Here is a 26,448-nt window from a genome sequence, read left to right on the forward strand (position 1 = left end):
GACATCCGCTCATGCTGCAACAGTTTCCTACTATTCAGCCCACAGCTCGCCTGACATCTAGTGTGGCGGTCTTAGTTCCTTGTCATAACGAAGCGTTGACGATCGCCCAAGTGGTTGCGGATTTCCAGGCATCGCTGCCAGAAGCCAAAATCTACGTTTATGATAATCGCTCAGTAGATGATACAGCCGCGATCGCAGATGCAGCAGGCGCGATCGTGCGTTATGAGCCGATTCCTGGCAAAGGTAATGTGGTTCGGCGGATGTTTGCTGACATTGAAGCCGACATCTATGTGATCGTAGATGGCGACAACACCTACGAAGCTGGAGCCGTCAGGCATCTCGTTGCTCGCTTACTGGAGCATCAATTAGATATGGTGGTGGGCATGCGCCGGAGTACCCCTAGCGAACTAGCCGCCTATCGGCTCGGGCATCGGGGTGGCAATCTGATGTTGACCTATTTTGTCCGGATGCTATTCGGTGCTCGATTTTCCGACATGCTTTCGGGATATCGGGTTTTCTCGCGGCGGTTTGTCAAATCCTTCCCGGCACTATCCAATGGTTTTGAAATTGAAACTGAATTCACCATTCATGCCCTAGAGCTAAAAATGCCTTTTGCGGAAGAACCGACTTGGTATAAATCTCGGCCTCCTGGTTCTACCAGCAAGCTGAAAACTTTTAGTGATGGTTGGCGAATTGTTGGGACTGCTTTACTGCTGTTTAAGGAGATACGACCGCTCCTATTTTTCAGTCTAATTTTTCTCCTTTTAGCCCTCACGTCGATTAGTTTGAGTATTCCAATTCTGTCCACCTTCTTAGCAACAGGATTAGTGCCGCGATTTCCGACAGCCATCCTCTCCGCCTCGGTTATGCTGCTGGCTTTTCTGAGCCTGACCTGTGGCATGGTCTTGGACTCCGTAGCAAGAGGACGACGGGAAGCCAAGCGCATGGTTTATTTATCCTATCCAGCCCCAGGCACCTCTGAGTTGATCCATCAGTAAGGCGAGATTAAACCTGGCACAGATTTACAACATCACAGCCAGAACTCAAAACTTAACTGCATCATCCACTACATCAAAGTTCTAGCCCCCTGAGATCTACTGGAGCGCACCAACATGCAACGGCTCAGCCCACTCGGCAAGCTCACTAAGGCCAAAGATACGCCACCAAGATTGGCTGGAAAAACTGCCGTCAAGACCATCCTGACGATCGCGCTGATTGCTTCGCTCTGGGCGATCGCTGTCACCTCAGACACGATAGGGCTAGACACAGATTTGCGGCTACAAATGGCTCATGCTTGGTGGACCGGAACGGAAGAAGTTATTATCACGCCGGATATGACGCCCAAGGTCAGAGGCGATATCCGGTTTGGTGTCATGGGCGCAGGTGGAAAGCGGTATATCGCCTATGAAGTGGGGCAGTCAATGTTGATGTTGCCTGGAGACTGGGTGGGCACTCAACTGCATCGGCTGTTTCCTGCGATCGATTCCTTCCAGTGGCGTACTTTAGCCGTTAACTTTCTAATCTTTATTCCCCTGAATGCCGCCGCTGTTGTGGCCTGTTTCTGGCTGCTGCGTTTATTTAACTTTGACGAGCAAGTGGCTGGGCTGACCAGTGCCACACTGTTCCTCGCGACTACAGTACTGCATTACGCCCAAATCCCCCAACACAACAATCAGTTGTTGCTGTTGGTGACGCTCGGATACGCTGCTGCTTTGGCTTATATACACCATCGACAACGTTACTTTGTGCTTCTGAGTGGTCTAGCTTTAGGCGCAGCCTTACTGATTCGCTCTACCAGCACTTTACACGTCGTCACCGTCTTACTCTTTTTAGCCAGTTGTGAGTTTTACCAAAGCCGTAATCTTACTAAAACTGCACAAGCTGTCTGCTTCTGGTTTGTGGGCTTTTTACCCTTAGCCCTGCTGAGCCGCATCCTAGACTACTGGCGGTATGGTAACTTTTGGGCGACTGGTAAATTTGTCGAGCAACAACAACTTACGACCGATCCTGTATGGCAGGGCTTGCCAGATTTACCAGCTAATTATCCGTTAATCAATCATCCCTCCATCGGTATTTTGGGGGCGCTGTTCTCTCCCGCTAAAAGCATTTTTCTCTATGACCCACTCCTCATTCCCTGTCTGATTTTAGGGGTCGTTCTATGGCGCAAACTACATCCATTTCTCAAGTTTTACTTAGTTGCTGGCGTAATTAACTTAGGGCTGCATCTCCTGGCTTACAGTCGCTTTGTATTTTGGCATGGAGATGCCGCCTGGGGAGCGAGATATCACGTCACCTCTGTTCATCTTCTGCTCATTCCCCTGCTGGCCCTGTTTATTCAGCGCTTACTTTATAGCCGAAAACTCACAGCTTGGGTGATGCGGGGTTTGATTGTTTTGGCGATCGCAATTCAACTTACTTCAGTGGCGATGCCCAGACAAATGGAGGAAACCCAAACTCTAGTTGGCGCACCAGGCTCACGTCTCCAGTTCCGTTTGGGCCAACGGGCGATTAATATTGCCTGCTTAGCCAATAGCTCTATCTCCGATCGCTGTCCAAGCCAACTACCGCCAAAAATCAGTGATCACCTGAAGGAATATAACGTAATCAGCCTTCTGCCCTTTAGCTTCAGTCAGCAAGCCAAAACTCAGCCAACGCTAGCACCGATCGCTAAGACTTTATGGGTGATCTGGGGAGTTGTGGTAGCGATCGCGATCGTTAGTACAGTCTTGTATCTTCGGCCTCTGTTCGTTCCAGTTGCTTAAATCATCTTCAGTTCACAGGGTTAACTTCTACATCAACACCTAAATCACTCATAACTTTTGAGCTAGCAATGAGACTTAAAAAACTGCTCCTCACGCACACAGCCAATCCAACCGAATTAGCTGGAAAAATTCTCATTCTTCTAGCGATCGGTTTTGGCTTCTTTAGCCGAGTGGTGAGTGTGTTTCAGTACAACACTTTTGATGTAGGATTCTCTCCCGATCAAGTTCGAGATGCCAATATCTACATGCAAATGTGGCGAGGAGTTTGGCCAAGTTTAGGGCCAGCCTCTTCAATTGGCGGTTATAATACGTTGCCACTTTATTATTATTTGGTATTTCCGTTTACCATCTTTGGACCTGAGCCAGTTTTTCAAGCCTTACCTAATGCTTTATTTTCTTTTTTATCAATTCCATTTCTAATCTATTTGGTCTATCAACTTTTAGAAAATCTAACTCCGGCAAAACGATTGTTTTTGGCAGGCTTAGCAGGATTCTGGTATAGCAGCTTATTTGTTGACATTTACTTAAGCACCTATGAATGGAACCCTAGTCCAATTCCGTTCTTTTTAGTTTGTTTTGCACTACTCTACCAATTTCAGCTAGAAAATAACGCTTCTACGAAGCTTCAAATACTTTCTTGGGCAGCTTATGGCGTGGTTTTAGCGATTCTGGCTAGTCTTCACTCCAGCACCATGTTTGTGATGCCTGTCGTTTTCATTGCCAGCTCTATTTTATTTATTGCTAAAAATCGGAAGCGATCGCGTCAGTGCTTACTGCCCCTTATTTCCGTTATATCAGCAATCATTGGTTTGTTGCCTTACTGGAAAGGTGAAGTCAGCCGTGGCTGGGTGAATACCAAGGAAATCCTTCTCACTGTCTTCAATTCCAACCGAGAAGTCCAAGCTTATACACCCTGGGAGAAAATTGGTAGAATTCTGTTCAACTATGCAGAATTGGGCAGACAAGCTTATTTTCTAAATGCTTCTTGGCTCTTTACAATTATTGCCGTTACATTTTTGTTTTTAGTTCTAATCCTAGGTAGCTTTAAGTTTAGAGGAAACAAAACTATCTTTGCTTTTTTAGCCTTCACCTGGTTGGTCTATTTCTACGCCGCTTCTAACCATACGGGTGTGTATCCTATCCACTTTAAAATGCCAATTTTATTTAGTCCGATTATCTTTACTGTTCTCAGCCTTGCAGCATTTGGCACTAATTCCCAACCAAAAACCCTGGTTGACAATATTACGATTTTCTCTTTGCTATTAGGCATCGTGGTTTCAATTGGCATTAATCTCAACATGGACTATGAGTATATGTCTGGCAAGTATGGAGCCAGGCGGGTGATTACTACTCAAGAAATGGTGGAAGTGCTGAATCAAATACCAGCAGGTTCTACGATTTGCGATCGCAACATCAGAGGATGGCGAAAAGTGAATCATCCATACCGTTACCTTGACAAATACATCACCAAGAAATCGTTTACGATCGCCGCTGAGTGTCAACCAGGCAGTTACGCTCTACATTCCAAGTTTTACTACCAGTTTTTAGAAGATAATTTGTGGCCTGCGCTTAAGGTTGCGCCGACTAAACCCTTTTCAGGAAATGCAACGCTGCTTTGGGAAACACCCACGACTTCTGTGTATCGTTTTCAGTAAATTCTTCACAATTTCAACTCCCGAATTTTCAAGTGGGGCAGCAGCCTCTAAAATCGGGAGATGACGAATCAGCATCCTCTTTCAGCAATTTCTGCTTGTGCTTGGCAACGGCCTATTGGTCTAGGTTGGGACAAGCCTTACACCGTTCGCTACCCTAGCAATTTAGATGATGGTCCCTGGCATGGCATGCCTTTAGGCGGCTTTGGGGCTGGGTGTATCGGTCGTTCCTCGCGGGGAGACTTCAATCTCTGGCACATCGACGGCGGAGAACACGTTTTTCAATCGATTCCAGCCTGCCAGTTTAGTGTTTTCGAGCAAGTTGGCACAGCAACTCCTCAAGCTTACGCCCTCTGCACCGAACCCCCAACAGACGGTAGCCTCAGCGAGTGGCAATGGTACCCCCAACAATCTGGCACCTATCACGTGCTCTATCCCAGAAGTTGGTTCGTCTACTCTGGTGTGTTTCAAGCCGAACTCACCTGTCAGCAGTTCTCACCAATTTGGGCGCACAACTACCAGGAAGCCAGTTATCCGATCGCAGTTTTTGAATGGACTGCCCATAATCCCACTGATCAACCAATCACTCTCAGCATCATGCTGACCTGGCAAAATATGGCGGGTTGGTTTACTAACGCCAACAAGTCACCGGATATCCAGGTGCGAGATGATGGCAGCCCCGTGTATGAGTACCAGCCGCGCTTAGGCGAGAGCCAGGGCAACTTCAATCAGTGGGTGGTAGATCGTCATCGAGTGGGGTGCTTGCTAGATCGTGCAGGTCGAGACCCTAACGCCAACCCGCAGGAAGGAGAGGGGCAGTGGGCGATCGCTTCTCTCGCACCTCCTTACACCTCGGAAGTGTTTTACCACACCCGCTGGAACCCCGTGGGCGACGGAGCTGACGTTTGGCAGACCTTTGCCCAAGACGGTTCTTTGGCAGACTGTAGCGACGAAACCCCAGCGGCAGCAGGAGAGCAAGTCGGTGCAGCGATCGCCATCCGGTTTACCCTTGCCCCAGGTGAGTCGCGCCAGATTCCCTTTGTGTTGGCCTGGGACTTCCCTGTGACTGAATTTGCTGCTGGCGTGGAGTACTACCGCCGTTATACTGATTTCTTTGGTCGCAGTGGGCAAAATGCCTGGTCAATGGCTCGGACTGCGCTCAAGCACTACGAAGACTGGAACGCCAAAATTCAAGCGTGGCAGCAACCGATTCTAGAGCGAGCCGATTTGCCCGACTGGTTCAAGATGGCGCTGTTTAATGAGCTGTACGACCTCACGGATGGCGGAGCGTTATGGAGTGCGGCAAGCGATCGCGATCCCATCGGTCAATTCGCCGTCTTAGAGTGTATTGACTACCGCTGGTACGAAAGCTTAGATGTGCGGTTGTATGGCTCCTTCGGGCTGCTGATGCTGTGGCCAGAGCTAGAAAAATCGGTAATGCGAGCCTTTGCCCGCGCTATCCCCGCTGCTGACGATCGCACTCGTGTGATTGGCTACTACTACACCATTGGTGCAGAAAGCCCTACAGCATTGCGGAAAATTGCCAACGCCACTCCGCACGATTTAGGCGCGCCGAACGAGCATGTGTGGGAGAAAACCAACTACACCAGCTACCAAGACTGCAACCTCTGGAAAGACTTGCCCTCCGATTTTGTCTTGCAGGTGTACCGAGATTACCTGCTAACCGGAGCCAATGATATTCAGTTTTTAGAAGAATGTTGGCCCTCGGTCGTAGCCGCGTTGGCTTATCTCAAAACCTTTGACCTCGATGGCGATGGCATCCCGGAAAACTCCGGTGCTCCCGACCAAACCTTTGATGATTGGCGCTTGCAGGGAATTAGTGCTTACTGTGGTGCTTTGTGGATTGCGGCCTTAGAAGCCGCGATCGCGATTGGTCAGATTTTGATTAATCAGCACACAGATACCTCTAATGCGGAGATTGAAGCGGCGATCGCAACTTATCAAACTTGGCTGGTTCGAGCACGACCTCTCTACCAAGCCAAACTCTGGAATGGTCAATACTACCGTCTCGACAGTGAAAGTGGCTCGGATGTGGTGATGGCCGACCAGCTCTGCGGCCAATTCTACGCGCGGTTGCTCAGCTTGCCAGATGTCGTCCCTCTAGACTGCGCCCAGTCAGCCTTAAACACCGTCTACGAAGCCTGCTTCTTGAAGTTCTTTGAGGGGAAATTTGGAGCGGCCAATGGAGTCAAACCCGATGGCTCTCCCGAAAACCCCCAAGCCACCCATCCATTGGAAGTTTGGACTGGAATTAACTTCGGACTTGCTGCATTTTTGCTGCAGATGGAGAGGAAGGCTGAAGCATTCCAACTCACCGAGGCAGTAGTCCAGCAAATCTATACTCATGGTTTGCAATTCCGCACACCCGAAGCCATCACTGCGAATGGTACGTTCCGAGCGAGCCATTATTTGCGAGCGATGGCAATTTGGGCGATCTATGGCGTGCTGACTGAATTCAATACAGAGTCCTAGTTAGGACAATCCGTAGATTGTTTGAATTTGCGCTATTTCCCCCGTTATTTGGGGATAGCTTTAGTATGAATGCTTCATTTAATGGTGCAGGAGTTTCTCCCTACCCTCCGGCACCGTTCACCTTTTCGTCATTGGCAGTAGGGGCGTAGTGGGTGAAATGAAAAAGTTTTCGTTCTATATCGCTTTTCTCTGTGGCCTATTTCTATTTGTAGGAGTAGGTCTAGTCCAGGCTTACGAACCCAATGTCAGCACTCATGCAGCGATCGCACCCAACTCCACACTCGTAACCAGCGATCCAGCCACTATCCACCCCCTGGTCGAGCCAACCATAGATCAGGCTTTGGATCAGGCAGTGGGAAATGCTGAAAGCTTGGTTAACTCCAAACCCTTCGCGATCGCCGCATCGGACGATTCCTCCGAAGATGCAGACGAGGCATCAGACCTACCAGATCTGCAACCCTTCGATAAAGTCATTAAGAAAACTCAAAAAATCAGCGGGCTGTTTACCCTCTACCGCAACAAAGAGACAGGTAAACTCTACGCCGAAATCAAGCCAGGACAGTTGAACCAAAACTTCTTGGCCACCATGACTTTAGAATCTGGAATCGGGGAAAGCGGACTCTACAGTGGCTTGCCCACCGGAGACTTTCTTTTTCAGTTTCGCCGAGTCAATCAGAACATTCATTTCGTGGTGCCCAACACCTATTTCCGCACCCGTGCTGGTGATCCACTCCAGCGATCCCTTGACCGCTCCTTTAGCGATTCTGTCCTCGCGTCCCTACCGATCAAAAGTATCCATCCCAAACGCAAGACAGTCTTGGTCGATTTAGGTCCCCTCCTACTCAATGACTTTGCCAGCCTCTCTCCAGTTGTAAGCTGGATGCTAGAAAGTCCCTACAGCATTGATTCCAATAAGTCTTACTTCGGTCCAGCCAAGGCGTTTCCGTTCAATGTAGAAATCGAGTCAGTGTATGGCTTTTCTGGCGGAGGTGGAGAGAGTGCCCCCTCCTATATCAATGCGTTACCTGACAGCCGCGCCTTGACCTTACGAGTTCATTACAGCTTCTCGGAGTTGCCCAAAAACAATCCCTATCGACCTCGGATTGCAGACGATCGCGTGGGTTACTTCATCACTGCCTATCAAGATTTTTCGGATGACAACCGCCGAGAACCGTTCGTCCGCTACATCAACCGTTGGGACTTGCAGAAACAAGACCCAGATGCAGCTCTGTCACCTCCTAAGCAACCGATTGTCTTCTGGATTGAGAACACAGTGCCGCTGGAGTACCGCGAGGCAGTCCAAGAAGGGGTACTGATGTGGAATCGGGCCTTTGAGAAAATTGGCTTCCTGAATGCGATCGAAGTCAAGCAGATGCCAGACAACGCCACTTGGGACCCTGCGGACATTCGCTATAACACGATTCGCTGGTTCAACTCCTTCGACAGCGCCTTTGCGATGGGGCCTTCTCGCGTCAATCCGCTCACAGGCGAAATTCTCGACGCTGACATTATTGTCGATGGCAACTTCATTCGCTATCTCAAGCAAGGTTTTCAGGCCTTGGTGTCCCAAAGCCAACCTTCCGGTCAGCCCTCTAGTCAGCCTTCTGGCCCAGCTACTGCCAAAAACTTATGTGCCCTAGGCGGAGTGCAGCCTCGTTACTTGCGGGCCATGCAATCTGACTCTGCGATCGCTCAGCCTGCCATTCCCCCTGCGGTGGCTCGGATTGTGCAGCAAACCCACGAGCAAGATGCTTGTTATGGCATGGAGCTAGCCCACCAATTTGCGGCTGGGCACCTCTCGCTCTCCTTGTTGCAGAATGCTATGCCGAGTGGGGCGGAAATGCAGAAATATATCCATCAGTTCATGCGAGAGCTGATTGCTCATGAAGTCGGGCATACATTGGGGTTGCGGCATAATTTCCACGGCAGCACAATGGTTCCGCCCCAAGACCTCAACAATACTAAACTCACCCAATCTCAGGGCTTAGTCGCCTCGGTGATGGACTACAACGCTGCCAACCTAGCTCCTCAAGGCGGCAAGCAGGGAGACTATTTTACGGAAGTGATTGGTCCCTACGATGAGTGGGCGATCGAGTACGGTTACAAGCCGATTGTCGCGACGGTGCCGCAAGCAGAAATTCGGGGGTTACAAGCGATCGCCCAACGCGCTCCGCAAGCTCACCTAGCCTATGCCACCGACGAAGACGTCATCGCAGGTCTCGATCCAGAGGTAAACGCCTTTGATTTGAGTGGCGATGTTTTGCTCTACTCACAATGGCAAATGGACAACGCTCGTGAAATGTGGAAACGGCTCGATAAGCGTTATCCCGTAGCAGGAGAGAGCTATAGCGAAGTTCGGGACGTCTTCGACACTATCTTTTTCTACTACTTGGGCTACGCCCTCAATGCCAACAACTTTATCGGTGGTCAATCCTTAAGTCGTTACCACGGGGGAGATGCGGCTGGGCGTTTACCGCTAGAATCGATTCCGGTGGAAAAACAGCGGCAAGCCTTAGCCCTGGTCCAGAAATATGTGTTCAATGAAGAGTCCTTCCAGTTCTCGCCCCGACTCCTCAACAAGTTAGCGCCCTCACGCTGGAACCATTGGGGCACGAACGTTCCAGTGTTTAATCTGGATTATCCCATTCACGATCGCGTCTTGTTTCTCCAAAGCATTGTGCTGCGAGATCTCCTCTCTGCCGATCGCCTGAGCCGACTGCAAGACACAGAGCTCAAAACCGAACCTGGAAAAGCTTTAACGCTGCCAGAACTATTCGACACCCTCCAAACCAGCATTTGGCAAGGAGTGGTACGACCTAGTGACCAGCCGATGAAATTCTCCAGCCTCAATCGCGCCCTGCAACGCGAGCATCTGAATCTCTTAACTGCGATGGTGCTGCGGAAGAGGGAAGCTCCAGAAGATGCCCGAACCCTAGCATGGTATGAGCTACGACAATTACATGGCTCGCTGAGCGATACCTTACGCAAACAAGGCCGCAAGCTAGACACGTACACCAAAGCTCACTTAGAGGAAACCCGCGATCGCATTGCTAAAACCCTAGAAGCTCAATTGCAAACTAACTGAGTGCTTGTCCTCCGTAAGCATGACAGCTCCCCTCAATTTATACTGAACCTGAGAAGGGGAGCACGTTAGCCTTTCGAGACAGGATTTGTCCGGAGTCTTGGCGCATCTTTAGAAATATCTATTGGCTCAAGTTCGTGTCACGACACTTCATGGGCTGACATGGAATGACGAATTCAAGAGAAGACCATGTTTGCAGACTCCAAGCCAACTGCACTTCTAGACAAAAACAAATTTCCTGAGCAAGACTCCCCACTCGATATTGCGGGTGCCTTTGATCCATTTCTCAGCTTTGGAGCCATTGATGGCGATGCTGAAAGCTGGACGGAGCTACTTGCTTACTCGTGGGGCGTTGATTGGAATGCTTCAGATTCTTCTGTTAACGATGAATCAGTTGGTGTGTAAGTACATTCAATCGCAGCAACGCCAGAAACCATCACTCAGGCTTTAAGGCAGCCTCAACCGAGATTCATCCACAATTGCAAATTAAATACTTTCTAGCGATCGCCCTTTGTCATCCCCCTAGACAAAGCGGCGATTATTTTTTACTGCGAGGTTGGGCATACTGAATCTTGGACTCTGAGCCTTTATCTGTGGGCCAAGCCTTCCAGACGAGAGCAATTTCTGCAATTTTTTACTCTTCAGGAACAGTATAAATTTATACTTCGTCTATTCCTGTATAAGAAAGATTTCCCTTCCCTTCGTTCAGGTTTCAGGCTTCGTTCCCGCTGCAATTCGCGATCGCTAGAGCATCACCCATTCTTAAGTTTCCCCAGACAATCATGAAGAAATTATTGTATTCGGGCCTGATCATTGTCTGCCTCGCCACCGTGACAATGCCTGCAATGGCTAAAGGCAAACCCCAAAAGCAGCAGAAGCCGCAAAAAACAGAGAAAATTTCCGAGCAGTCTAGCTCAACCGATCCAAATCTTCAGCCAATTTGTCAACAAAGCCCTTTAGTCACTGAGAGTAAGACTGCTAACCTACGTTCTAACAAAGGTGGAAAACTCCGTGGTCAAGCTCGGGCTCAGTATGTGCATCAACTCAACCAAGCTAAAAAGCAGCAACGTTTAGCAGGGCAAGTGCCAAATGCTTGCACAGGCCTACCGCAGCTACCCCCCAGTTCTACAACTGCGCCCTCAACGACTACAACTTCCACCAGTCAAACTTCTACTTCAGTTGAGATCAACACCGTAAAGTAAGCGTTTACGAAACCTAGGTCTCCGCTCAGATCTTGCCTTGCCAGGTAACGCTAATTTCGATTTACCAGATCTGCATCTTGATCAAACAACCTCTGGCCTCCGGGTTGGAGGTTGTCTCCTACTTGGGATAGGGATCGAGGGCTCAATATCCGCCATTCAAGAAATTTGTTGTTAGACTCGTGCTAGCAGCTGGTAGCTACACAACTGATTTAGTAAGCACATTGACTAATCTCTTACCCTCCAAGTATCCAACTGACTGCCATTTCTTTACAGCAGATAAACCTCTTCTCAACACGCTGCGAAAGCTGAGAATTTTTTAGAACTGCTGGCTCCATGTCTGTTTTTACGCATTGAGCGTCTATGAATTGAGCAGAATCAGACACTTGAGGCACTTGGGGTATTTGAGTTAGCAAAGGCGAGCTAGATGAGCTACCTCATTTGTGTTCAACGGGAGGTTGGATATGGGGCTCGCAACGATTAACCCAGCCACGGGAGAGACGCTCAAGACATTTGAACCCCTTACAGACGCAGAACTAGAAGCTAAACTTCAGCAAGCAGATCAAGCCTTTCAGCAGTATCGAAAAACTGCGATCGCTCAACGAGCCGAGTGGATGCAGGCCGCCGCGCAAATTCTGGAGACAAACAAAGAGCACTTCGGCAAAATCATGACCCTGGAAATGGGCAAAACTCTTAAGTCAGCGATCGCTGAAGTAGAGAAATGCGCCTGGGTCTGTCGCTACTACGCGGAAAATGCCGCAGAATTTTTGGCGGATGTACCCGCTCAAACGGATGCCAGTCAGAGCTTTGTGCGCTATCAACCCATTGGGGCAGTGCTCGCGGTGATGCCGTGGAATTTTCCCTTTTGGCAAGTCTTCCGCTTTGCCGCACCCGCTCTGATGGTCGGAAATGTTGGCTTGCTTAAACATGCCTCAAACGTGCCGCAGTGCGCCTTAGCGATCCAAGACGTTTTTGATAAAGCTGGTTTTCCGGCTGGAGTGTTCCAAACGTTGCTGATCGGCTCGGATCGCGTGGCGGCTCTAGTTGCTGACGATCGCGTCAAAGCAGCCGCCCTGACCGGAAGCGAACATGCGGGCGCTAGTCTCGCCTCTGCTTGTGGCAAGCAAATCAAAAAAACTGTGCTGGAACTGGGTGGCAGTGACCCATTTATTGTCTTAGAGAGTGCGGATCTAGAAGCAGCAGTGAGCACCGCTGTAACTGCGCGTCTCATGAACAACGGCCAATCTTGCATTGCTGGCAAGCGCTTTATTATTGCTGAAGCGATCGCCGATGAGTTTGAGCGCCGCTTAGTCGAGCAGTATCAGGCGCTGAAAGTGGGCGACCCGATGAATCTCGACACCGATATTGGTCCCTTAGCCACCCCTGACATCCTGCAAGATTTAGACCATCAGGTGCAGGCTTGCCTAGAAAAAGGTGCAAGAGCGCCAGTGGGTGGGCATCCTATAAAAGAGCGCCCTGGGAATTTCTACGCTCCTACAATTCTCACCGGCTTTCCCCCTGGTACCCCTGCTGACCAAGAAGAATTTTTTGGTCCGGTGGCACTGTTATTTCGGGTGAAAGATATCGATGAAGCGATTCGCCTCGCTAACAGCACTTCTTTTGGCTTGGGAGCCAGTGCTTGGACCCAAGTCGCAGACGAAGCCAGCCGCCTGATCGAAGAACTAGACGCGGGTGCTGTATTTATTAACGGGCTTGTCAAATCCGATCCGCGCCTGCCCTTTGGTGGCATTAAGCGATCGGGATATGGGCGAGAGTTAGGCATTCAGGGCATTCATGAATTCGTCAATATCAAAACCGTTTGGGTGAAATGACATGGGTGAAACGACAGGTCAAATCAACACTGCTGAACTGTTGGTTAAGTGCCTAGAAAATGAGGGAGTTCGCTACGTTTTTGGCTTACCTGGTGAGGAAAACCTCCACATGCTGGAAGCCTTAAGCCATTCCTCAATTCAGTTCATCACCACTCGTCACGAGCAAGGCGCTGCTTTTATGGCAGATGTCTATGGTCGTTTGACGGGGAAAGCGGGAGTTTGCCTCTCCACCCTCGGCCCTGGTGCCACCAACTTAATGACTGGTGTAGCAGATGCCAATCTAGACCGCGCCCCACTCATTGCTATCACTGGGCAAGTTGGCACCGATCGCATGCACATTGAGTCGCACCAATACCTCGACTTAGTGGCTATGTTTGCGCCCGTAACCAAGTGGAACGCTCAAATTGTTCGCCCTAGCAATACTCCAGAAATCGTCCGCAAAGCGTTCAAGATCGCCGAAAGCGAGAAACCAGGTGCCGTTCACATCGATTTCCCAGAAAATATTGCCGCCATGACGGCTCCAGGGCAACCCCTGTCCAAGTGCTCGATGGAGAAAGTCTACGCTTCATTCCACAGCATTGAGCAAGCGGCATTGGCGATCGCTAATGCTAAAAACCCGATCATTCTGGTAGGTAACGGAGCAATTCGGGCACATGCTAGCGAAACCTTGACTAAGTTCGCTACAGAACTCAACATTCCTGTGGCGAATACCTTTATGGGCAAAGGGGTGATTCCTTACACCCATCCTTTAGCTTTGTGGTCAGTGGGTTTGCAATTGCGCGACTACATCAGTTGTGGCTTCGATCGCGCTGACTTAGTAATTGCGATTGGTTACGACTTAATCGAATATTCACCCAAGAAGTGGAACCCCAACGGCACGATTCCGATTGTGCATATTGGCGAAACCACCGCAGAAGTTGATAGCAGCTATATGCCGATCGCCGATGTCGTGGGAGATATTTCTGATTCTCTAGAAGAAATATTGAAGCGCTCTAACCGCCAAGGCCAGCCAGAGCCTTATGCCATTAGCTTACGGGCAGACATTCAAGCTGACTACGAGCAGTATGCCAAGGATGACGGTTTCCCCATTAAACCCCAGAAGCTAGTCTACGACCTACGGCAAGTCATGGGGCCAGAGGACGTGGTGATCTCCGATGTGGGTGCACACAAAATGTGGATGGCGCGACACTACCACTGCGATCGCCCCAACACCTGCATTATCTCCAATGGGTTTGCGGCGATGGGCATTGCCATACCAGGGGCGATCGCGGCTAAGCTGGTGCACCCAGACCGTAAGGTAGTCGCGGTAACTGGAGATGGTGGTTTTATGATGAACTGCCAAGAGCTAGAAACCGCGCTACGAGTCGGCACCGCCTTTGTCACAATCATTTTTAATGACGGTGGCTATGGCTTAATCGAATGGAAGCAACAGAACTACTACGGCCATTCTGCCTTTGTCAAATTCACCAATCCTGACTTTGTCAAGCTGGCTGAAAGCATGGGCTTGAAAGGCTACCGAGTTGAATCTGCAACCGATTTGATTCCCACCTTGAAAACCGCTTTAGCTCAGGATGTTCCAGCAGTGATTGATTGCCCAGTGGACTACAGCGAAAATCTGCGCTTTACCCAAAAAGCTGGAGATCTAAGCTGTGCGATGTAGTTGGTGACTTGGGCGGGTTCTGGCGGCGCTGCTTGAGCTTCTGCCAGAGCATCACCACCAGTTCTTTTTCTCGGGGGGCGAGGTCTGTCATCTCGCGCCCCCAAAACTTAGTCACCTCATCCTGGTTAATATTGTCTCGTTTGGGAGCGCCACTTGTAGCCATAAGTTATGCTCCGTGAAAAGCTACAACAACGGACTGAGTTGATCTCTTTGATATTTAATAAAGATTTAATTAATTTTGCTGTGAGACACATCACAATCAGAAGAATTTTGTACTTTTCTATCTAAAAGAAATATAGCAATCCTAAATGATTTATCAATTTGCTGGGTTGCGAGAGACGCACCCCATTTAGGATTGCTAGACCTAAACCAAGCAGATAATTCGCTGCTTTTATTGCGTTGAAAAAAAACAATATCAAGATTGTCAGCCGAATTTTGATAAGCAAATTTACTCATTAGAAAACACAAAGTTAAGCAGAAGATTCAGACTTGTGAATCCGAGCCGTTTCATAAATCTGGCAAAACAGAATAGGGAATTGCACCCGCTACACCTGAGGTAATTGATAGCAAGTCATTAAAAGCTGGGACGATGTACGAAATCACTTTCGTCTGGACTGAGTCAGGTCAGACCAAAACTCAAACGCTGCATCCCTTTCAACCCACCAAAAATGCGGGTGTTTTCCGGGTTGGGCGTGATCCAGAGCGCTGTGATTGGATACTATCGCACCCGACCGTCTCCGGTTTGCATGTTGAGATTTTCTGGCAACCGCACCAGCAGCACTATTATTTGCGCAATCTGCGAGGTCAAAATCCTCCTGTAATTGATGGTTTGCCTTTGATGCAGGGCGAGGCAGCGCTCAAGGTAGGTAGCCAGATTAGGTTAGGCCAAGTAGATCTGACCGTTACTGCGATCGCGCCAATTATGGCCACCCTGCTTCTAACACCCCAGTTTTTTGCCACTCCCATGACTCCTGCTCCCTTTCCACTGCCCGCTGCGGTTCCGGTAGCTAGTCCTGTCTACGGCCTCAAGTGTCCCAAATGCCACCAAGTTTTAGCCTATGAGCATGTAGCGGCAGGGTGTCATTGGTGTGGGGCTTCCTTAGCAGCGGCAGTCAGTGTCATACTGGCGCCAACGTAGCCATCAGGTGATAGGAGTTACCCATGATGGGGGCTGCACCATTCCAAATTCAATTGAGCTGGGAAGAACCTGTTACCGGGGAGCGGCGATCGCCAGTTTTGACGGTACCGATCGCTCTGGGACGAGAATTTTCTCACATGCCCGCTCTGGTCGGCGAACAACGAGTTTGCCGAGTTGTTCTAGCCAGTGACGATATTTCCCGCTTCCATGCCTTGATCACCTTCGAGCCAGATGGCTTAGTCGTGACCGATCAGAGCAGCATTAATGGCACTCTAGTCAACGGAGTGCTGCATCATCGCAGTTTCTTAGCCAACGGGGACACGATTCAGATTGGTCCCTATGCGATCGCCATTTCCTTCGCCGTCACTCCTCCGGCACCTGCCGCATCTCCGCCAGCTCCACCTTCTCTGGCGGCAACTCAGTTACCTGATCCTCCTTTTGCTGTCACAGAGTTACCGAGCCCCGAAGAGGTCAATCTAACAGATGCATCTTTTCCACCCACTCTGTTTCAAAATCAGCAAGTCTCAGTACAAGATTTGTTTGCCACAGGGTTACCCGTTCAAGAAACTGACTACGCTGCGATCGGAGCAGGGTTAGGTAGCTTCTGCTGGGTTGATTTGCTGCGGATTTGTGGAGTCCATACAGCTCAAATCATCGCTTTAGGCATGGAGCCTCAGCCCTATGCTCGCTATCAACGTCTCTGCCTCAACTCTCAGATTCCTTCGCATGAACGGTTACGCTCCAACTCTGATTCTTGCCCGGATAATATTTGGGGCTGGCCCAGCTATGCGTTGCGGGAAGCTTGGCACGACTTAAGCAAAGGTAGACCTCTTGCAGCACTGAAATATCTGTGGCAGGTATTTGCCGAGCCAACCTTTGCTGAAACCTATACCCCACGGGCTAGCAATGTCTTTGCATCTCTCGATCGCGAAGCTAAACGGATCGGTTGGGAGCAAATGTTTCTCTACGGGCGGGTGCGGGGGATTCGCAAAACCAATGATGGACGGTACGCGATCGCCTATTCTCGCTCAACCTCGCAGCAACGCGATCATGCCTTCCTGGTGGCCCGCTATGTGCAACTTGCCACCGGATATCCCGCGATTCAGTTTTTGCCTGACTTGCAAGCTTATCGCGAGCAAACGAAAGACTTTAAATCGGTGGTGAATGCTTACGAAAACCACGACCATGTGTATGAACACTTGGAACGGCAGGGGGGCACTGTATTAATTCGAGGGCGGGGCATTGTAGCCTCGCGGATTGTGCAGCGGCTCTACGAAGCTCGACAAAAAAATCCTCACATTGCGGTTTTGCATTTGATGCGATCGCCCAAACCGCAAGGCAACAAGTTCGGCTTTGCTCAACGCCACGTCGAGAATCATTATGAATTCCAACCGTTTAATTGGCCGAAAGCTTGCTGGAGCGGGGAGCTGCGAACCATGCTAGAGCAAGCCGATCCGCAACAGCGGCAGAGTCTTTTAGCAGTTTGGGGTGGCACGACTACAGCCGATCGCGCAGATTGGCGACGCATGGTAGAAGAAGGGCTGAGTCAAGGTTGGTATCAAATTACCTTTGGGGAGGTGGAGCGGGTAGAACCAGATGAACGCGATCGCCCTGTGACCTACATTCAAGAACAAAACTTGAAGGGGCAGATGCGCCTGGAAGCAGATTTTGTCATTGATGCCACGGGTTTAGAAGCAAAGGTCAAAACAAACCCGCTTCTAGATGATTTGGTGACGCAGTACAGTTTGCCGCTCAACCCGTTAGGTCGCTTGAGTGTAGCTAATGATTTTGAGCTGGTAGAAATGCGGAATGGTCGAGGGCGCATGTATGCAGCGGGAGCTATGACGCTAGGTGGCCCCTATGCAGCGGTCGATAGTTTCTTGGGCTTACAATATGCGGCTCTTTGCGCAGTGGCAGACTTAGCAAAAATGCGCGCTCCTAGTTTACAACGCTTACACCCTGTGCGATCGCTGAGTCAGTGGTTCAAGTGGGTGATTGGGCAACCTCCCTCTTAACAGCCACCTAGTTGAATAGCTCCGGAAGCGAATCTTTGAGGAGGGCGATCGTTCCTTCGGCAATGAACTGTACGGCGATCGCCAAAATGAAAAATCCTAAAACGCGGTTGAAAGCGCCCACGCCACTCTTACCTAAACGAGCCATGACGCGATCGCCTACGGAAAGGCAAAAGTAGATCATGGCACCTAGTAGTAGAATCGCGATCAGAGCGCCTACGTGATCTAGCCATTGGCTTGATCTCGCTGACAACCCCATCACCACGCCAATCGCACCCGGACCGCTCAACATGGGCACAGCCATTGGCGTAAAGGAAATATCTTCTTTTTCCGCTACTTCCTCTCGTTCCGGGGGAGTGAGCCTGGGTCGCACAGTCACCATTTCCCAAGCCGTGTGCGCGATTAGCAAGCCCCCAGCAATTCGTAAGACTCCTAGGGAAAGATCAAAAAATTCTAAAATCAGTCTCCCAGCTAGAAAAAAGATAACCAAGACGCAAATCACATTCAGCGAGGTTTTCCGAGCCTGCGCCTGCCGATAAGCTTTGGAATCTAAAGCCGTTAAGCTATAGAACAAAGGAACCGCTCCAATGGGGTTAGCAATGGGAAGTAGGGCCAGAAAGGTAGCGGTGACTTCAGCTAGAAGTTGCTGCATGAAACTCGATAGGCTCAGCCGTAGCAGATTAGATTCAACAGTTCTGTAATATCCTTTACCTACTAGTTTTTCATCAATCTAGTGGCTGAGGTCGTGAAGTCTAGGGTAGAAGCATGACACCCACCTTGTTCGGGCGCTGGCAAACTCGTTTATTTCTCTTCGCTACAGTTGGTGTCTTGGTGACGCTGCCGTTTGCGCTTGGCTATATCGGCTCTGGTGCAAGCGCACAATTTTTCTGGGTGCTGTTCTATGTAGCGCTGTTTGGCCTGGGGTGGGATGTCTTGTACACCTGTTTGCAAAAGTTTCGCTGGGACCGCGATTGGCCTGGAGCCTTGCAACTGTTAGCGGGGCTGTGGGAAGCGGTGTTTATTGTATTGCTGCTAAAAACGGTGGGTTTGTTTGGCATCGATCGAAACCTATCCATGTCAGGCTTTTTGTGGCACTACAGCTCAATTTGGCTGGCAATTTATTTAGCTGCTCACAGTTTGATGCGGATTCTGTTTCCGCGATCGCGCTTCCGAGGAGGACAATGGCTGTTCTAAGCGCCATTCCACGCAGATTTAGACAACATGCGCCAGAATAGGATTCTTTGTCAGTAACACGATTATGGGTACGCGCGATCGCCATCGTTCCGGGTCTCGTCCTCAACCCCTACGGCCCTGTAGCTGGCCCATTGAGCAACTGCCAGGTCTGAGCCAAGAAGACCAAACTCGCTTACAAGATCACGGCATTCACAGTACTCAACAGCTATTGCAGCAAGCTGCTACACCCGCTCAGAAACAGCACCTAGCAGCTCAACTGCAAATCCATATTCAGCATGTCAACAAATGGGTAGCCTTGGCTGACCTGGCGAAAATTCCCAGTGTGGGCTGTCAATATTGCGGTTTGCTCCTACATGCAGGGATCGCCTCTTGCGCTCAACTAGCCCAAACCCCCTTGCATCGACTGCACCCCCAAATTATGCGGCTGCAAGTTGCCATGATGCAGCGACCTGATTTGTGTCCACCTGTGGAAGTAGTAGCGATCTGGATGCAACAGGCGCGATCGCTCACAGCTAGCTCTATGCTGAAAGCAACCGAATCTAAATAGCTAGCAGTGAATGAAGTTGATTACCGGGACGACTAAACTTTTGGGTGTAATTGGAAACCCAATTAAGCATTCTCTGTCACCCGTGATGCACAATGCGGCGATCGCCGCGCTGGGTTTGGATTACGTTTATGTAGCTCTGCCCGTCGCACCATCCGATTTAGCCACTGCGATCGCTGGATTTGCTGCCATTGACCTACGCGGGTTTAGTATCACGATTCCGCACAAACAAGCCATTATTCCCTTACTGAATCAGGTGTCGGATGTGGCGCAGGCGATTGGTGCGGTGAACACGGTTTGGCGCACAGAGCAAGGCTGGAGCGGCACGAATACAGATGTGATTGGTTTTCTGGCTCCCCTCAAAATCTACGATCGCGATTGGAGCCAAACAACGGCGGTGATTTTAGGCAATGGTGGCGCGGCGCGGGCTGTGGTGGCGGGCTGTGCTCAGTTGGGTTGTGCGGCGGTGAAGGTGGTAGGGCGCGATCGCCAAAAGTTAGCGGCGTTTCAACAAAGTTGGGTTACTTCTCCAATTCCAGTTGAGCTTTCGATTCATACTTGGGACGAGTTGCCGAGTCTTTTGCCTGACGCAGATTTGATTGTAAACAGTACGCCGATTGGCATGCATCCCCATGATCAAGCGTCGCCATTGGAGGATGCGATCGCAACTCAGATTGCTCAAGGGGCGATCGCTTATGACTTGATCTATACGCCGAGTCCCACGCGGTTTTTGCGGCAGGCTCAACAGCAAGGAGCGATTGCGATCGATGGGTTGGAAATGTTGGTGCAGCAGGGGGCAGCAGCACTAGAAATTTGGTTGGGGCAGACGGCTCCGGTGGAGGTGATGCGGCAAGCCTTGCGGGATTATTTGGGCTTGTAGGTTAACTAAAACCGAGCCATTGGGGGCGCTTGCCCCCAAACTCCCGCTGAGGGACGGTTGCGTCCCCCAGACCCCCTCCAAAAAGTTGACTTATGTACTAGGCCAGCGCCAGTTGTAGCGGTTCCAACGGTAGATGCCTTGGATTTCGTATTCCATGCCGCTGTCGAAGCGAATCAAGCAACTGGTGTAGGCTTGGCCGTTGTCGTCTTTCTCAGCGATGCCAATGACGGTACAAGGAAACCATTCTGGGGCACAAGGGCCTGCTTCTTGGACCCATTCCCAGAGGCTATTGCAAACTTCAATGCGATCGCCCACTTTGACCTTTAAGGTTTCGCGATTGTCTAGCTCGGCGTAGGCCGCAACGTGCCTAGGTTGAACTCGATTAAGCCACTGTGGGCCGTACAACTCTCGAATAAATTGCATTGAGGCAGAGTTGCGATTGTGTAGCCAATCGTTGAGTAGCTTAATTTTCCAGGGATGGTTTTGTTGCTCTTGCTCTTGGACAAATTCTAGGAGAAGGCTTCGTTGCTCAGCAGTCAGTTCATCCAGCGGATTCTCTTCACTGTGATCATCGCCATTGTTACTTTGGCGCTGTAAACGCTCTAATTCCACTACCAGGCCCAGCAGAATTTGCTTTTGTTGCTCGTTGAGCGGGTAGTTGACGGCATCACATCGGCTAAATGCTGCTTGTAGGACCGCTTCAATCTCAGCTTTGGTCATGGCAGATGGTAGCTAAAGTGGATGAACCAACCTCAAAACCAATGTCTACTCCTACATCACTCCGCGCTGCTCAATCAGCTTTACTATCAAATCACCAAAATTTTGAGAGTCATCTTTGGAGTTTTTGATGAGCTTTTAGGAGTTGGACTTCGCACCAATCATTAATAAAAATATTAACTTTTTACAGCGAAGATTAAATTTCCATTATTACAGAAGGGCTTAGCGAAGCAGGCTCAGTGAACTGAAAAGGTTTAGAGCCAATTCACGCTAAGCTGAGTTTAGGCTGCTTTACAATCAGCTCACCTAGTCGTTATTGAGTCATTACAGTGAAGTTTATGCGCTTTCGGGCCTTTGCTGTCCTTGTGATTGCTTGCCTATTCTCGGTAGGCAGTTGGCTGGTGAGTCCTGCTGCGATCGCACTCACCCAAATTAAGTTGTTTGACATTTCTTATCACGAATGTCCAGCGGAGCTAGCCGAGGGAACTGTCACGAGTGGCGGTGCAGCCATGCCCGCTAACTGCTTTCTGGTAACTGGCAAAGCTCAAAACGATTCCGGCAAGCCTGTGATTAATGCAGATATCTTTGGCCGCATTTACGATGCCAATAATGATCTAGTCATGCAAAATCGTACCCGGTTGGGCTCTATTGATGAGTTACCACCGGGTGTCAGCGATTTTCAATTGAGAATTACTGTTCCAGCCAGCCAACCTACTCCTTTAAAGCTAAAGCAGTTCAAGGCAGCAGGTTTTACTGGCAAGGTCCGTCGTTAGTTGAGCGACTGAGGCAACTTGCTTTAACGACAGGCAGCTCTAATTCCACTTTTAGATCCCGTAGGAACCCTGCTGCAAGCTGCTGAAAATTTGAGCCAAAAATTGCAGCAGGAAAATAGCCAAAATGGGGGAGAAATCCATGCCACCCAAGGGAGGGATAAAAGAGCGGAATAAGTTGAGGTAAGGATCAGTTAACTGGCTCACGATGGAGAACGGTGGATCAGACCAGCTAATGTTAGGAAACCAGCTTAAAAGAATCCGGAAAATCAACAGAACCACATAGATATTCAAGAAAGTAGCAAAGGTATCAGTCAGCAGCGCTACTGAGGAATTCATAAATAATCTGGCTTCCTTCTAGAAGAGATACAAGCAATCTAGGCTTGAATTTACTTTAACGAATATCAGTGCCTTCGAGATTGGTCAAGCAGAAGTTACACCTTGGGAAGTATTACAGCTTGTTGCTTGAGTTGGCAGGACAAGTATTTGAAACTTTTGGTTTGACACGCTTCGGTTAGCGATCGCGCTGGGCCTGCTCTTCCCAACCCACGACCTCGCGTTCTTCTGGTCTGCCGTTTACGGTGCTGAGTTGCTCACGCACATCATCAATGGCTTCGTTAAGTTGGGCAATTTTGTCTTCTAAGCCACGGCGGGACGCTTCAATACTCTGCTCGGTGGGAGGCTTGAGATTGCGTTTTTTACCTTTACCGCTCAAAGCGTCATCACCGGGAAGCGACTCTTGCAAGCGATTGGAAGTCAAGAGGGTGCCTAGAATACCACCCACAATGCCGCCAAAGAGGGCTCCTGCGATAAAGCCGCCTGTGAAACCGTCTCGATTGCTCATCTCGTACTGTCCTGCTTTAGTGTTCAGCTTAGCGTAACTACTACGAATTCATGGAGTAGGGAAAGTCCTAAGTGCCAAAGGTGCGATCGCCCGCATCTCCTAGCCCTGGCACAATAAAGCCGTGGCTATTCGTCCCTTCATCAATGGCAGCCGCGTAGATCGTCAAGCTGGGATAGGCCGTGCTCAGCTTTTGTAAAGCTGGAGGAGCCGTTACTACAGAAATAATGCGGGTGAAAGCTGGATCAATCCCTCGACGGGTCAATTCTGCCATTGTTGACATAATGGTGCCACCCGTTGCCAACATCGGTTCACTAATTAAGACATGGGTTTCGGGTGGAAATACTTCTGGCAACTTGTTGAGATAGCAACTGGCTTCTAGGGTAGTTTCATCTCGCACAAAACCCAAATGATAAATTGAGGCCAAGGGCAACAGAGCTTGCGCTCCATCTAATAGTGCTAAACCTGCCCGCAAAATCGGCACTACCACAACCGGTACTTCTGGATTTACAAACGTGGCAGCACAAGGACTGAGGGGAGTTTCCACCGTGGTTTCTACGGTAGGCAACCAGTCCCGGATGGCTTCGTAAGTTAGCCAGCGCCCTAACTCGGTCATGGCACTGCGAAAGAGAGCGGGGGGAGTCGAAATGTCACGGGCTACAGCGAGCCAGTGCTTAATTAAAGGATGGGGCGGAACATAAACTCGCAGTTGCAAAGCCATAGCCAGAAGTTAAAGAGGTAGAAATTGCCAGGTCTCAAGCGTTCACTATGATACTCCTTTCCCCTCTGCATAGATGCGAACCACTAAGGGCACTTCATCGGATTCTGATGCAATCGCCACCGGAAATTCATCATACTTGTTGCAACTAATTTTCATTAGTGATTGACAATCATTTTCAATAAGATTATATTAACTTCAAGTGTTCTCCTCTCTAAGGATCGGCAGGTGGGATCGGTTAGCGGCAGCAGACTGGTCCCCTCTTTTTTGGTTATATTTTGATTGTATTTTGGTTGCAAATTTAGCGATCGCCCCGATTGATCACTGCTGATCACGGCCATGATTGCCGTTATGGTGATCGCCGTTATAGATATACAGACTCAGATACACTGAACAGAGGAGCGGGTGGACTGGCAAAGGTGAGTTGCGATCGCCAACTCGTTGTTTTAGTCCTCATTACCTGCTTCCTGTACTGTTCTGTAATCTCCTTGGGTCATGCCTGCTTCCAATACATCTCCCGTTGCTTCTGGTCAAAGTGCCTTTGCTGAGTCCACAGAATTTGATGCCATCGTCATTGGCTCTGGGATTGGCGGTTTAGTAACAGCGACCCAACTCGCGGCTAAAGGAGCCCAAGTATTAGTCTTAGAGCGTTACTTGATTCCTGGGGGGAGCGCTGGCTATTTCGAGCGGGCTGGGTATCGGTTTGATGTGGGAGCCTCGATGATTTTTGGCTTTGGTCAGCAAGGCACTACAAATTTGCTGACGCGAGCCTTGGAGTCGGTGAATATGAGCCTGGAAACAATTCCTGACCCAGTGCAAATTCACTACCACCTACCCGACGGGTTGGACCTAAAAGTTCATCGAGACTATGAGAAGTTCTTGCAAGAACTGATTGCCAAGTTTCCCCACGAGCGCGAGGGCATTCGGCAGTTTTACGATGAATGCTGGAAAGTCTTTAACTGTCTCAATGCGATGGATTTGCTGTCGTTGGAAGAACCTCGCTATTTGACGCGCGTATTTTTTCAGCATCCCTTGGCTTGTTTGGGATTGGTTCAGTATTTGCCCCAAAATGTCGGAGATATTGCCCGCCGCTACATCAAAGATCCGGCACTGCTGAAATTTATCGACATGGAGTGCTACTGCTGGTCTGTAGTTCCGGCTGATAAAACTCCGATGATCAATGCAGGGATGGTGTTTAGCGATCGCCATTATGGCGGTATCAACTACCCCAAAGGCGGTGTCGGGCAAATTGCCCAAAAATTGGTCGAAGGCTTAGAGAAAGCGGGGAGTCAGATTCAGTACAAAGTCAGAGTCAAGCAAATCCTGATGGAGAATGGCCGAGCAGTCGGAGTAGAACTCGCTTCTGGTAAGGTTTATCGAGCCAAGCGAATCGTCTCTAATGCCACCCGCTGGGATACATTCGAGCATTTGCTGCCAACCGACAAAATGCCCATTGCTGAGAAGAAGTGGCAACAACGCTATCAAAAATCTCCCAGTTTCCTTAGCTTGCATTTAGGCGTGAAAGCCGAAGCCTTGCCGACTGGTACGGAATGCCATCACATTCTATTGGAAGACTGGCAGCGGATGGAGCAGTCTCAAAGTACGATTTTCGTCTCCATCCCAACTTTGCTCGACCCTGACTTAGCGCCGCCAGGTCATCACATCATCCATACCTTTACCCCCAGTTACCTGGAGGAATGGCAAGGATTATCCCCCAGTGACTACGAAGAAAAAAAAGAAGCAGCCGCAGCAACTTTAATACAACGATTAGAGAAGATTTTTCCTGGGTTAGAGCAAGCACTGGACTACCAAGAAGTGGGCACCCCTCGAACTCATCGTCGCTTCTTAGGGCGGCAAGACGGCACCTATGGCCCTATCCCTAAGCGCAAATTGTTGGGACTGTTGGGTATGCCCTTCAATCGCACTGCGGTGCCAGGGCTGTACTGTGTGGGCGACAGCACTTTTCCGGGGCAAGGACTTAATGCGGTCGCTTTCTCTGGCTTTGCCTGTGCCCATCGAATTGCCGTCGACTTAAAGCTTTAACGCCCTGAATAAAGCTTTGAAATAGGCTAAATGATTAGGATTCCGGGTTTGCTCTAGCTCTCACCGGACTTTTGATATAAAATCCTATCGTAAATTGCTGTCTCTACCAGTGCTGTCATGCAGCATTGGACAGAAGCGATCGCCGATTGAATTGGGCTTGCTACCCGCGATCGCTCCACCAGCCATTCGGAGAGGATTGAACACATGGCCTTTGAACTTCCCCCTTTACCTTACGACTACAACGCGCTAGAACCTTATATCTCAGCGCGCACCCTAGAGTTCCACCACGACAAGCACCACGCAGGTTACGTCGCTAACCTGAACAAGTTCACCCAAGACACTGAGTTGGCGGATAAATCGCTGGAAGAAGTGATCCAGGCCACCTTCAAAAACCCAGACAAAGTCGGTGTATTCAACAACGCGGCTCAAGTCTGGAACCACACCTTTTTTTGGCACAGCCTGAAGCCCAGCGGTGGTGGTTCTCCCAGCGGCGCTCTATCAGACAAAATCAATGCTGACTTTGGCAGCTTCGATAAGTTCGTTGAAGAGTTCAAGAACGCAGCCACAACTCAGTTTGGTAGCGGTTGGGCTTGGTTGGCGCTTGATAACGGCACCCTCAAGGTCACGAAGACCCCCAATGCTGAAAACCCGCTCGCTCACGGCCAAACTCCCCTCTTAACCTTGGATGTTTGGGAACATGCCTACTACCTCGACTACCAAAACCGTCGTCCTGACTTCATTCAAGCCTTCTTAGAGAACGTCGTGAACTGGGACTTCGTTTCTCAAAACTTGGCAGCAGCGGCTTAAACGACTGGCTCTCAATCGCAGCAGTTGACAGTTTTCTCAGTCATGAGCTGAGCCAAATCAACTGCAACCACACTCAAACAGTCACGTTTTATTTCGTGGCTGTT

At 49.7% G+C, this 26,448-nt stretch carries 25 protein-coding genes; 17 read left to right on the top strand and 8 right to left on the bottom strand.

Annotation, left to right across the window (positions count from 1 at the left end; translation table 11 throughout):
- Positions 1-11 precede the first annotated feature (11 nt).
- The 9 genes from NDA01_RS05930 (at position 12) to NDA01_RS05970 (ending at position 14,680) form a co-directional block, all read left to right on the top strand.
- Positions 12-998 (top strand): glycosyltransferase family 2 protein, encoded by a 987-nt coding sequence (locus NDA01_RS05930; protein WP_348227213.1) that lies wholly within the window; start codon positions 12-14, stop codon positions 996-998.
- Between the two features lie 114 nt (positions 999-1,112).
- The gene (locus NDA01_RS05935; RefSeq protein ID WP_242024592.1) at positions 1,113-2,762 is read left to right on the top strand and encodes a hypothetical protein; all 1,650 of its coding nucleotides are present in this window, start codon (positions 1,113-1,115) and stop codon (positions 2,760-2,762) included.
- Between the two features lie 68 nt (positions 2,763-2,830).
- Complete coding sequence (locus NDA01_RS05940) at positions 2,831-4,417, top strand: hypothetical protein (RefSeq protein WP_348227214.1); 1,587 nt, start codon at positions 2,831-2,833, stop codon at positions 4,415-4,417.
- Positions 4,418-4,477: 60 nt separating this feature from the next.
- Entirely contained in the window at positions 4,478-6,907 is a 2,430-nt protein-coding gene (locus tag NDA01_RS05945; RefSeq protein WP_348227215.1) for a GH116 family glycosyl hydrolase, read from the top strand.
- Positions 6,908-7,064: 157 nt separating this feature from the next.
- A complete protein-coding gene (locus NDA01_RS05950) occupies positions 7,065-9,992 on the top strand; it encodes a zinc-dependent metalloprotease (RefSeq protein WP_348227216.1) in 2,928 nt (975 codons plus the stop codon).
- 186 nt (positions 9,993-10,178) lie between these two features.
- Positions 10,179-10,394 carry an Hcp family type VI secretion system effector gene (locus NDA01_RS05955; protein WP_348227217.1) on the top strand — a complete coding sequence of 72 codons (216 nt, stop codon included), beginning with the start codon at positions 10,179-10,181 and terminating at the stop codon, positions 10,392-10,394.
- Between the two features lie 377 nt (positions 10,395-10,771).
- Positions 10,772-11,191, top strand: a complete 420-nt coding sequence (locus tag NDA01_RS05960; RefSeq protein WP_348227218.1) for a hypothetical protein — start codon at positions 10,772-10,774, stop codon at positions 11,189-11,191.
- A gap of 461 nt (positions 11,192-11,652) precedes the next feature.
- Positions 11,653-13,020, top strand: coding sequence for an NAD-dependent succinate-semialdehyde dehydrogenase (locus tag NDA01_RS05965; RefSeq protein ID WP_348227219.1), 1,368 nt, complete (start codon positions 11,653-11,655; stop codon positions 13,018-13,020).
- A 1-nt stretch (position 13,021) separates the two neighbouring features.
- Positions 13,022-14,680: an acetolactate synthase large subunit gene (locus NDA01_RS05970; protein WP_190431182.1), complete on the top strand. Its 1,659-nt coding sequence runs from the start codon at positions 13,022-13,024 to the stop codon at positions 14,678-14,680.
- On the opposite strand, the gene NDA01_RS05975 is transcribed toward NDA01_RS05970, so the two are convergent.
- Together NDA01_RS05975 and NDA01_RS05980 are read right to left on the bottom strand one after the other, a co-directional pair.
- Positions 14,643-14,843, bottom strand: coding sequence for a hypothetical protein (locus NDA01_RS05975; protein WP_190554354.1), 201 nt, complete (start codon positions 14,841-14,843; stop codon positions 14,643-14,645). The genes NDA01_RS05970 and NDA01_RS05975 overlap by 38 nt on opposite strands.
- A gap of 65 nt (positions 14,844-14,908) precedes the next feature.
- Positions 14,909-15,136, bottom strand: coding sequence for a hypothetical protein (locus NDA01_RS05980; protein WP_348227220.1), 228 nt, complete (start codon positions 15,134-15,136; stop codon positions 14,909-14,911).
- Between the two features lie 133 nt (positions 15,137-15,269).
- Between NDA01_RS05980 and NDA01_RS05985 the strand changes: the two genes are divergently transcribed.
- Entirely contained in the window at positions 15,270-15,818 is a 549-nt protein-coding gene (locus NDA01_RS05985; RefSeq protein ID WP_348227221.1) for an FHA domain-containing protein, read from the top strand.
- Positions 15,819-15,841: 23 nt separating this feature from the next.
- Complete coding sequence (locus NDA01_RS05990; RefSeq protein WP_431193328.1) at positions 15,842-17,833, top strand: FHA domain-containing protein; 1,992 nt, start codon at positions 15,842-15,844, stop codon at positions 17,831-17,833.
- A 7-nt stretch (positions 17,834-17,840) separates the two neighbouring features.
- Here NDA01_RS05990 and NDA01_RS05995 read toward each other — a convergent pair whose 3' ends face one another.
- Positions 17,841-18,482: a MarC family protein gene (locus tag NDA01_RS05995; RefSeq protein WP_348227222.1), complete on the bottom strand. Its 642-nt coding sequence runs from the start codon at positions 18,480-18,482 to the stop codon at positions 17,841-17,843.
- A gap of 113 nt (positions 18,483-18,595) precedes the next feature.
- Between NDA01_RS05995 and NDA01_RS06000 the strand changes: the two genes are divergently transcribed.
- The 3 genes from NDA01_RS06000 to NDA01_RS06010 all read left to right on the top strand — a co-directional run bounded on the left by NDA01_RS06000 (position 18,596) and on the right by NDA01_RS06010 (position 20,448).
- A complete protein-coding gene (locus tag NDA01_RS06000) occupies positions 18,596-19,024 on the top strand; it encodes a hypothetical protein (protein ID WP_348227223.1) in 429 nt (142 codons plus the stop codon).
- Between the two features lie 64 nt (positions 19,025-19,088).
- Positions 19,089-19,571: a DUF4332 domain-containing protein gene (locus NDA01_RS06005; protein ID WP_348227224.1), complete on the top strand. Its 483-nt coding sequence runs from the start codon at positions 19,089-19,091 to the stop codon at positions 19,569-19,571.
- A gap of 10 nt (positions 19,572-19,581) precedes the next feature.
- A complete protein-coding gene (locus NDA01_RS06010; RefSeq protein ID WP_348227225.1) occupies positions 19,582-20,448 on the top strand; it encodes a shikimate dehydrogenase in 867 nt (288 codons plus the stop codon).
- Positions 20,449-20,538: 90 nt separating this feature from the next.
- Here the strand turns inward: NDA01_RS06010 and NDA01_RS06015 are convergent, their stop codons facing one another.
- Positions 20,539-21,168, bottom strand: coding sequence for a hypothetical protein (locus NDA01_RS06015; RefSeq protein WP_348227226.1), 630 nt, complete (start codon positions 21,166-21,168; stop codon positions 20,539-20,541).
- A 335-nt stretch (positions 21,169-21,503) separates the two neighbouring features.
- Here NDA01_RS06015 and NDA01_RS06020 point away from each other — a divergent pair, with 335 nt between their 5' ends.
- The gene (locus NDA01_RS06020; protein WP_190554430.1) at positions 21,504-21,938 is read left to right on the top strand and encodes a hypothetical protein; all 435 of its coding nucleotides are present in this window, start codon (positions 21,504-21,506) and stop codon (positions 21,936-21,938) included.
- 51 nt (positions 21,939-21,989) lie between these two features.
- On the opposite strand, the gene NDA01_RS06025 is transcribed toward NDA01_RS06020, so the two are convergent.
- The 3 genes from NDA01_RS06025 to upp form a co-directional block, all read right to left on the bottom strand.
- A complete protein-coding gene (locus NDA01_RS06025; protein WP_190431172.1) occupies positions 21,990-22,274 on the bottom strand; it encodes a YggT family protein in 285 nt (94 codons plus the stop codon).
- Between the two features lie 175 nt (positions 22,275-22,449).
- Positions 22,450-22,779, bottom strand: coding sequence for a ssl2009 family thylakoid membrane protein (locus NDA01_RS06030; RefSeq protein WP_190431171.1), 330 nt, complete (start codon positions 22,777-22,779; stop codon positions 22,450-22,452).
- A 67-nt stretch (positions 22,780-22,846) separates the two neighbouring features.
- Positions 22,847-23,497 (bottom strand): uracil phosphoribosyltransferase, encoded by a 651-nt coding sequence (gene upp / locus NDA01_RS06035; protein ID WP_190431170.1) that lies wholly within the window; start codon positions 23,495-23,497, stop codon positions 22,847-22,849.
- A 492-nt stretch (positions 23,498-23,989) separates the two neighbouring features.
- Here upp and crtH point away from each other — a divergent pair, with 492 nt between their 5' ends.
- Positions 23,990-25,537 carry a carotenoid isomerase gene (gene crtH, locus NDA01_RS06040; RefSeq protein WP_348227227.1) on the top strand — a complete coding sequence of 516 codons (1,548 nt, stop codon included), beginning with the start codon at positions 23,990-23,992 and terminating at the stop codon, positions 25,535-25,537.
- A 53-nt stretch (positions 25,538-25,590) separates the two neighbouring features.
- On the opposite strand, the gene NDA01_RS06045 is transcribed toward crtH, so the two are convergent.
- Entirely contained in the window at positions 25,591-25,743 is a 153-nt protein-coding gene (locus tag NDA01_RS06045) for a hypothetical protein (RefSeq protein WP_348227228.1), read from the bottom strand.
- Between NDA01_RS06045 and NDA01_RS06050 the strand changes: the two genes are divergently transcribed.
- Entirely contained in the window at positions 25,742-26,344 is a 603-nt protein-coding gene (locus NDA01_RS06050) for a superoxide dismutase (protein ID WP_190431166.1), read from the top strand. The two genes, NDA01_RS06045 and NDA01_RS06050, sit on opposite strands and share 2 nt — an antisense overlap.
- The last annotated feature ends 104 nt before the right edge of the window (positions 26,345-26,448 follow it).

This window comes from Trichocoleus desertorum AS-A10 (genome assembly GCF_039962155.1).
GTDB lineage: Bacteria > Cyanobacteriota > Cyanobacteriia > FACHB-46 > FACHB-46 > Trichocoleus.

Excerpts from the sequence above, each read along its gene's own strand:
- NDA01_RS05990 (WP_431193328.1), top strand. The coding sequence starts at position 15,842 with ATGATGGGGGCTGCACCATTCCAAATTCAATTGAGCTGGGAAGAACCT.
- NDA01_RS05930 (WP_348227213.1), top strand. The coding sequence starts at position 12 with ATGCTGCAACAGTTTCCTACTATTCAGCCCACAGCTCGCCTGACATCT.
- NDA01_RS06030 (WP_190431171.1), bottom strand. The coding sequence starts at position 22,779 with ATGAGCAATCGAGACGGTTTCACAGGCGGCTTTATCGCAGGAGCCCTC.
- NDA01_RS05995 (WP_348227222.1), bottom strand. The coding sequence starts at position 18,482 with ATGCAGCAACTTCTAGCTGAAGTCACCGCTACCTTTCTGGCCCTACTT.
- NDA01_RS05955 (WP_348227217.1), top strand. The coding sequence starts at position 10,179 with ATGTTTGCAGACTCCAAGCCAACTGCACTTCTAGACAAAAACAAATTT.
- NDA01_RS06050 (WP_190431166.1), top strand. The coding sequence starts at position 25,742 with ATGGCCTTTGAACTTCCCCCTTTACCTTACGACTACAACGCGCTAGAA.
- NDA01_RS06045 (WP_348227228.1), bottom strand. The coding sequence starts at position 25,743 with ATGTGTTCAATCCTCTCCGAATGGCTGGTGGAGCGATCGCGGGTAGCA.
- NDA01_RS06005 (WP_348227224.1), top strand. The coding sequence starts at position 19,089 with ATGGGTACGCGCGATCGCCATCGTTCCGGGTCTCGTCCTCAACCCCTA.
- NDA01_RS06025 (WP_190431172.1), bottom strand. The coding sequence starts at position 22,274 with ATGAATTCCTCAGTAGCGCTGCTGACTGATACCTTTGCTACTTTCTTG.
- NDA01_RS06015 (WP_348227226.1), bottom strand. The coding sequence starts at position 21,168 with ATGACCAAAGCTGAGATTGAAGCGGTCCTACAAGCAGCATTTAGCCGA.
- upp (WP_190431170.1), bottom strand. The coding sequence starts at position 23,497 with ATGGCTTTGCAACTGCGAGTTTATGTTCCGCCCCATCCTTTAATTAAG.
- NDA01_RS05940 (WP_348227214.1), top strand. The coding sequence starts at position 2,831 with ATGAGACTTAAAAAACTGCTCCTCACGCACACAGCCAATCCAACCGAA.
- NDA01_RS05945 (WP_348227215.1), top strand. The coding sequence starts at position 4,478 with ATGACGAATCAGCATCCTCTTTCAGCAATTTCTGCTTGTGCTTGGCAA.
- NDA01_RS05950 (WP_348227216.1), top strand. The coding sequence starts at position 7,065 with ATGAAAAAGTTTTCGTTCTATATCGCTTTTCTCTGTGGCCTATTTCTA.
- NDA01_RS05975 (WP_190554354.1), bottom strand. The coding sequence starts at position 14,843 with ATGGCTACAAGTGGCGCTCCCAAACGAGACAATATTAACCAGGATGAG.
- NDA01_RS05960 (WP_348227218.1), top strand. The coding sequence starts at position 10,772 with ATGAAGAAATTATTGTATTCGGGCCTGATCATTGTCTGCCTCGCCACC.
- NDA01_RS05970 (WP_190431182.1), top strand. The coding sequence starts at position 13,022 with ATGGGTGAAACGACAGGTCAAATCAACACTGCTGAACTGTTGGTTAAG.
- NDA01_RS05980 (WP_348227220.1), bottom strand. The coding sequence starts at position 15,136 with ATGAGTAAATTTGCTTATCAAAATTCGGCTGACAATCTTGATATTGTT.
- NDA01_RS06010 (WP_348227225.1), top strand. The coding sequence starts at position 19,582 with ATGAAGTTGATTACCGGGACGACTAAACTTTTGGGTGTAATTGGAAAC.
- NDA01_RS05985 (WP_348227221.1), top strand. The coding sequence starts at position 15,270 with ATGTACGAAATCACTTTCGTCTGGACTGAGTCAGGTCAGACCAAAACT.
- NDA01_RS05935 (WP_242024592.1), top strand. The coding sequence starts at position 1,113 with ATGCAACGGCTCAGCCCACTCGGCAAGCTCACTAAGGCCAAAGATACG.
- crtH (WP_348227227.1), top strand. The coding sequence starts at position 23,990 with ATGCCTGCTTCCAATACATCTCCCGTTGCTTCTGGTCAAAGTGCCTTT.
- NDA01_RS06020 (WP_190554430.1), top strand. The coding sequence starts at position 21,504 with ATGCGCTTTCGGGCCTTTGCTGTCCTTGTGATTGCTTGCCTATTCTCG.
- NDA01_RS06000 (WP_348227223.1), top strand. The coding sequence starts at position 18,596 with ATGACACCCACCTTGTTCGGGCGCTGGCAAACTCGTTTATTTCTCTTC.
- NDA01_RS05965 (WP_348227219.1), top strand. The coding sequence starts at position 11,653 with ATGGGGCTCGCAACGATTAACCCAGCCACGGGAGAGACGCTCAAGACA.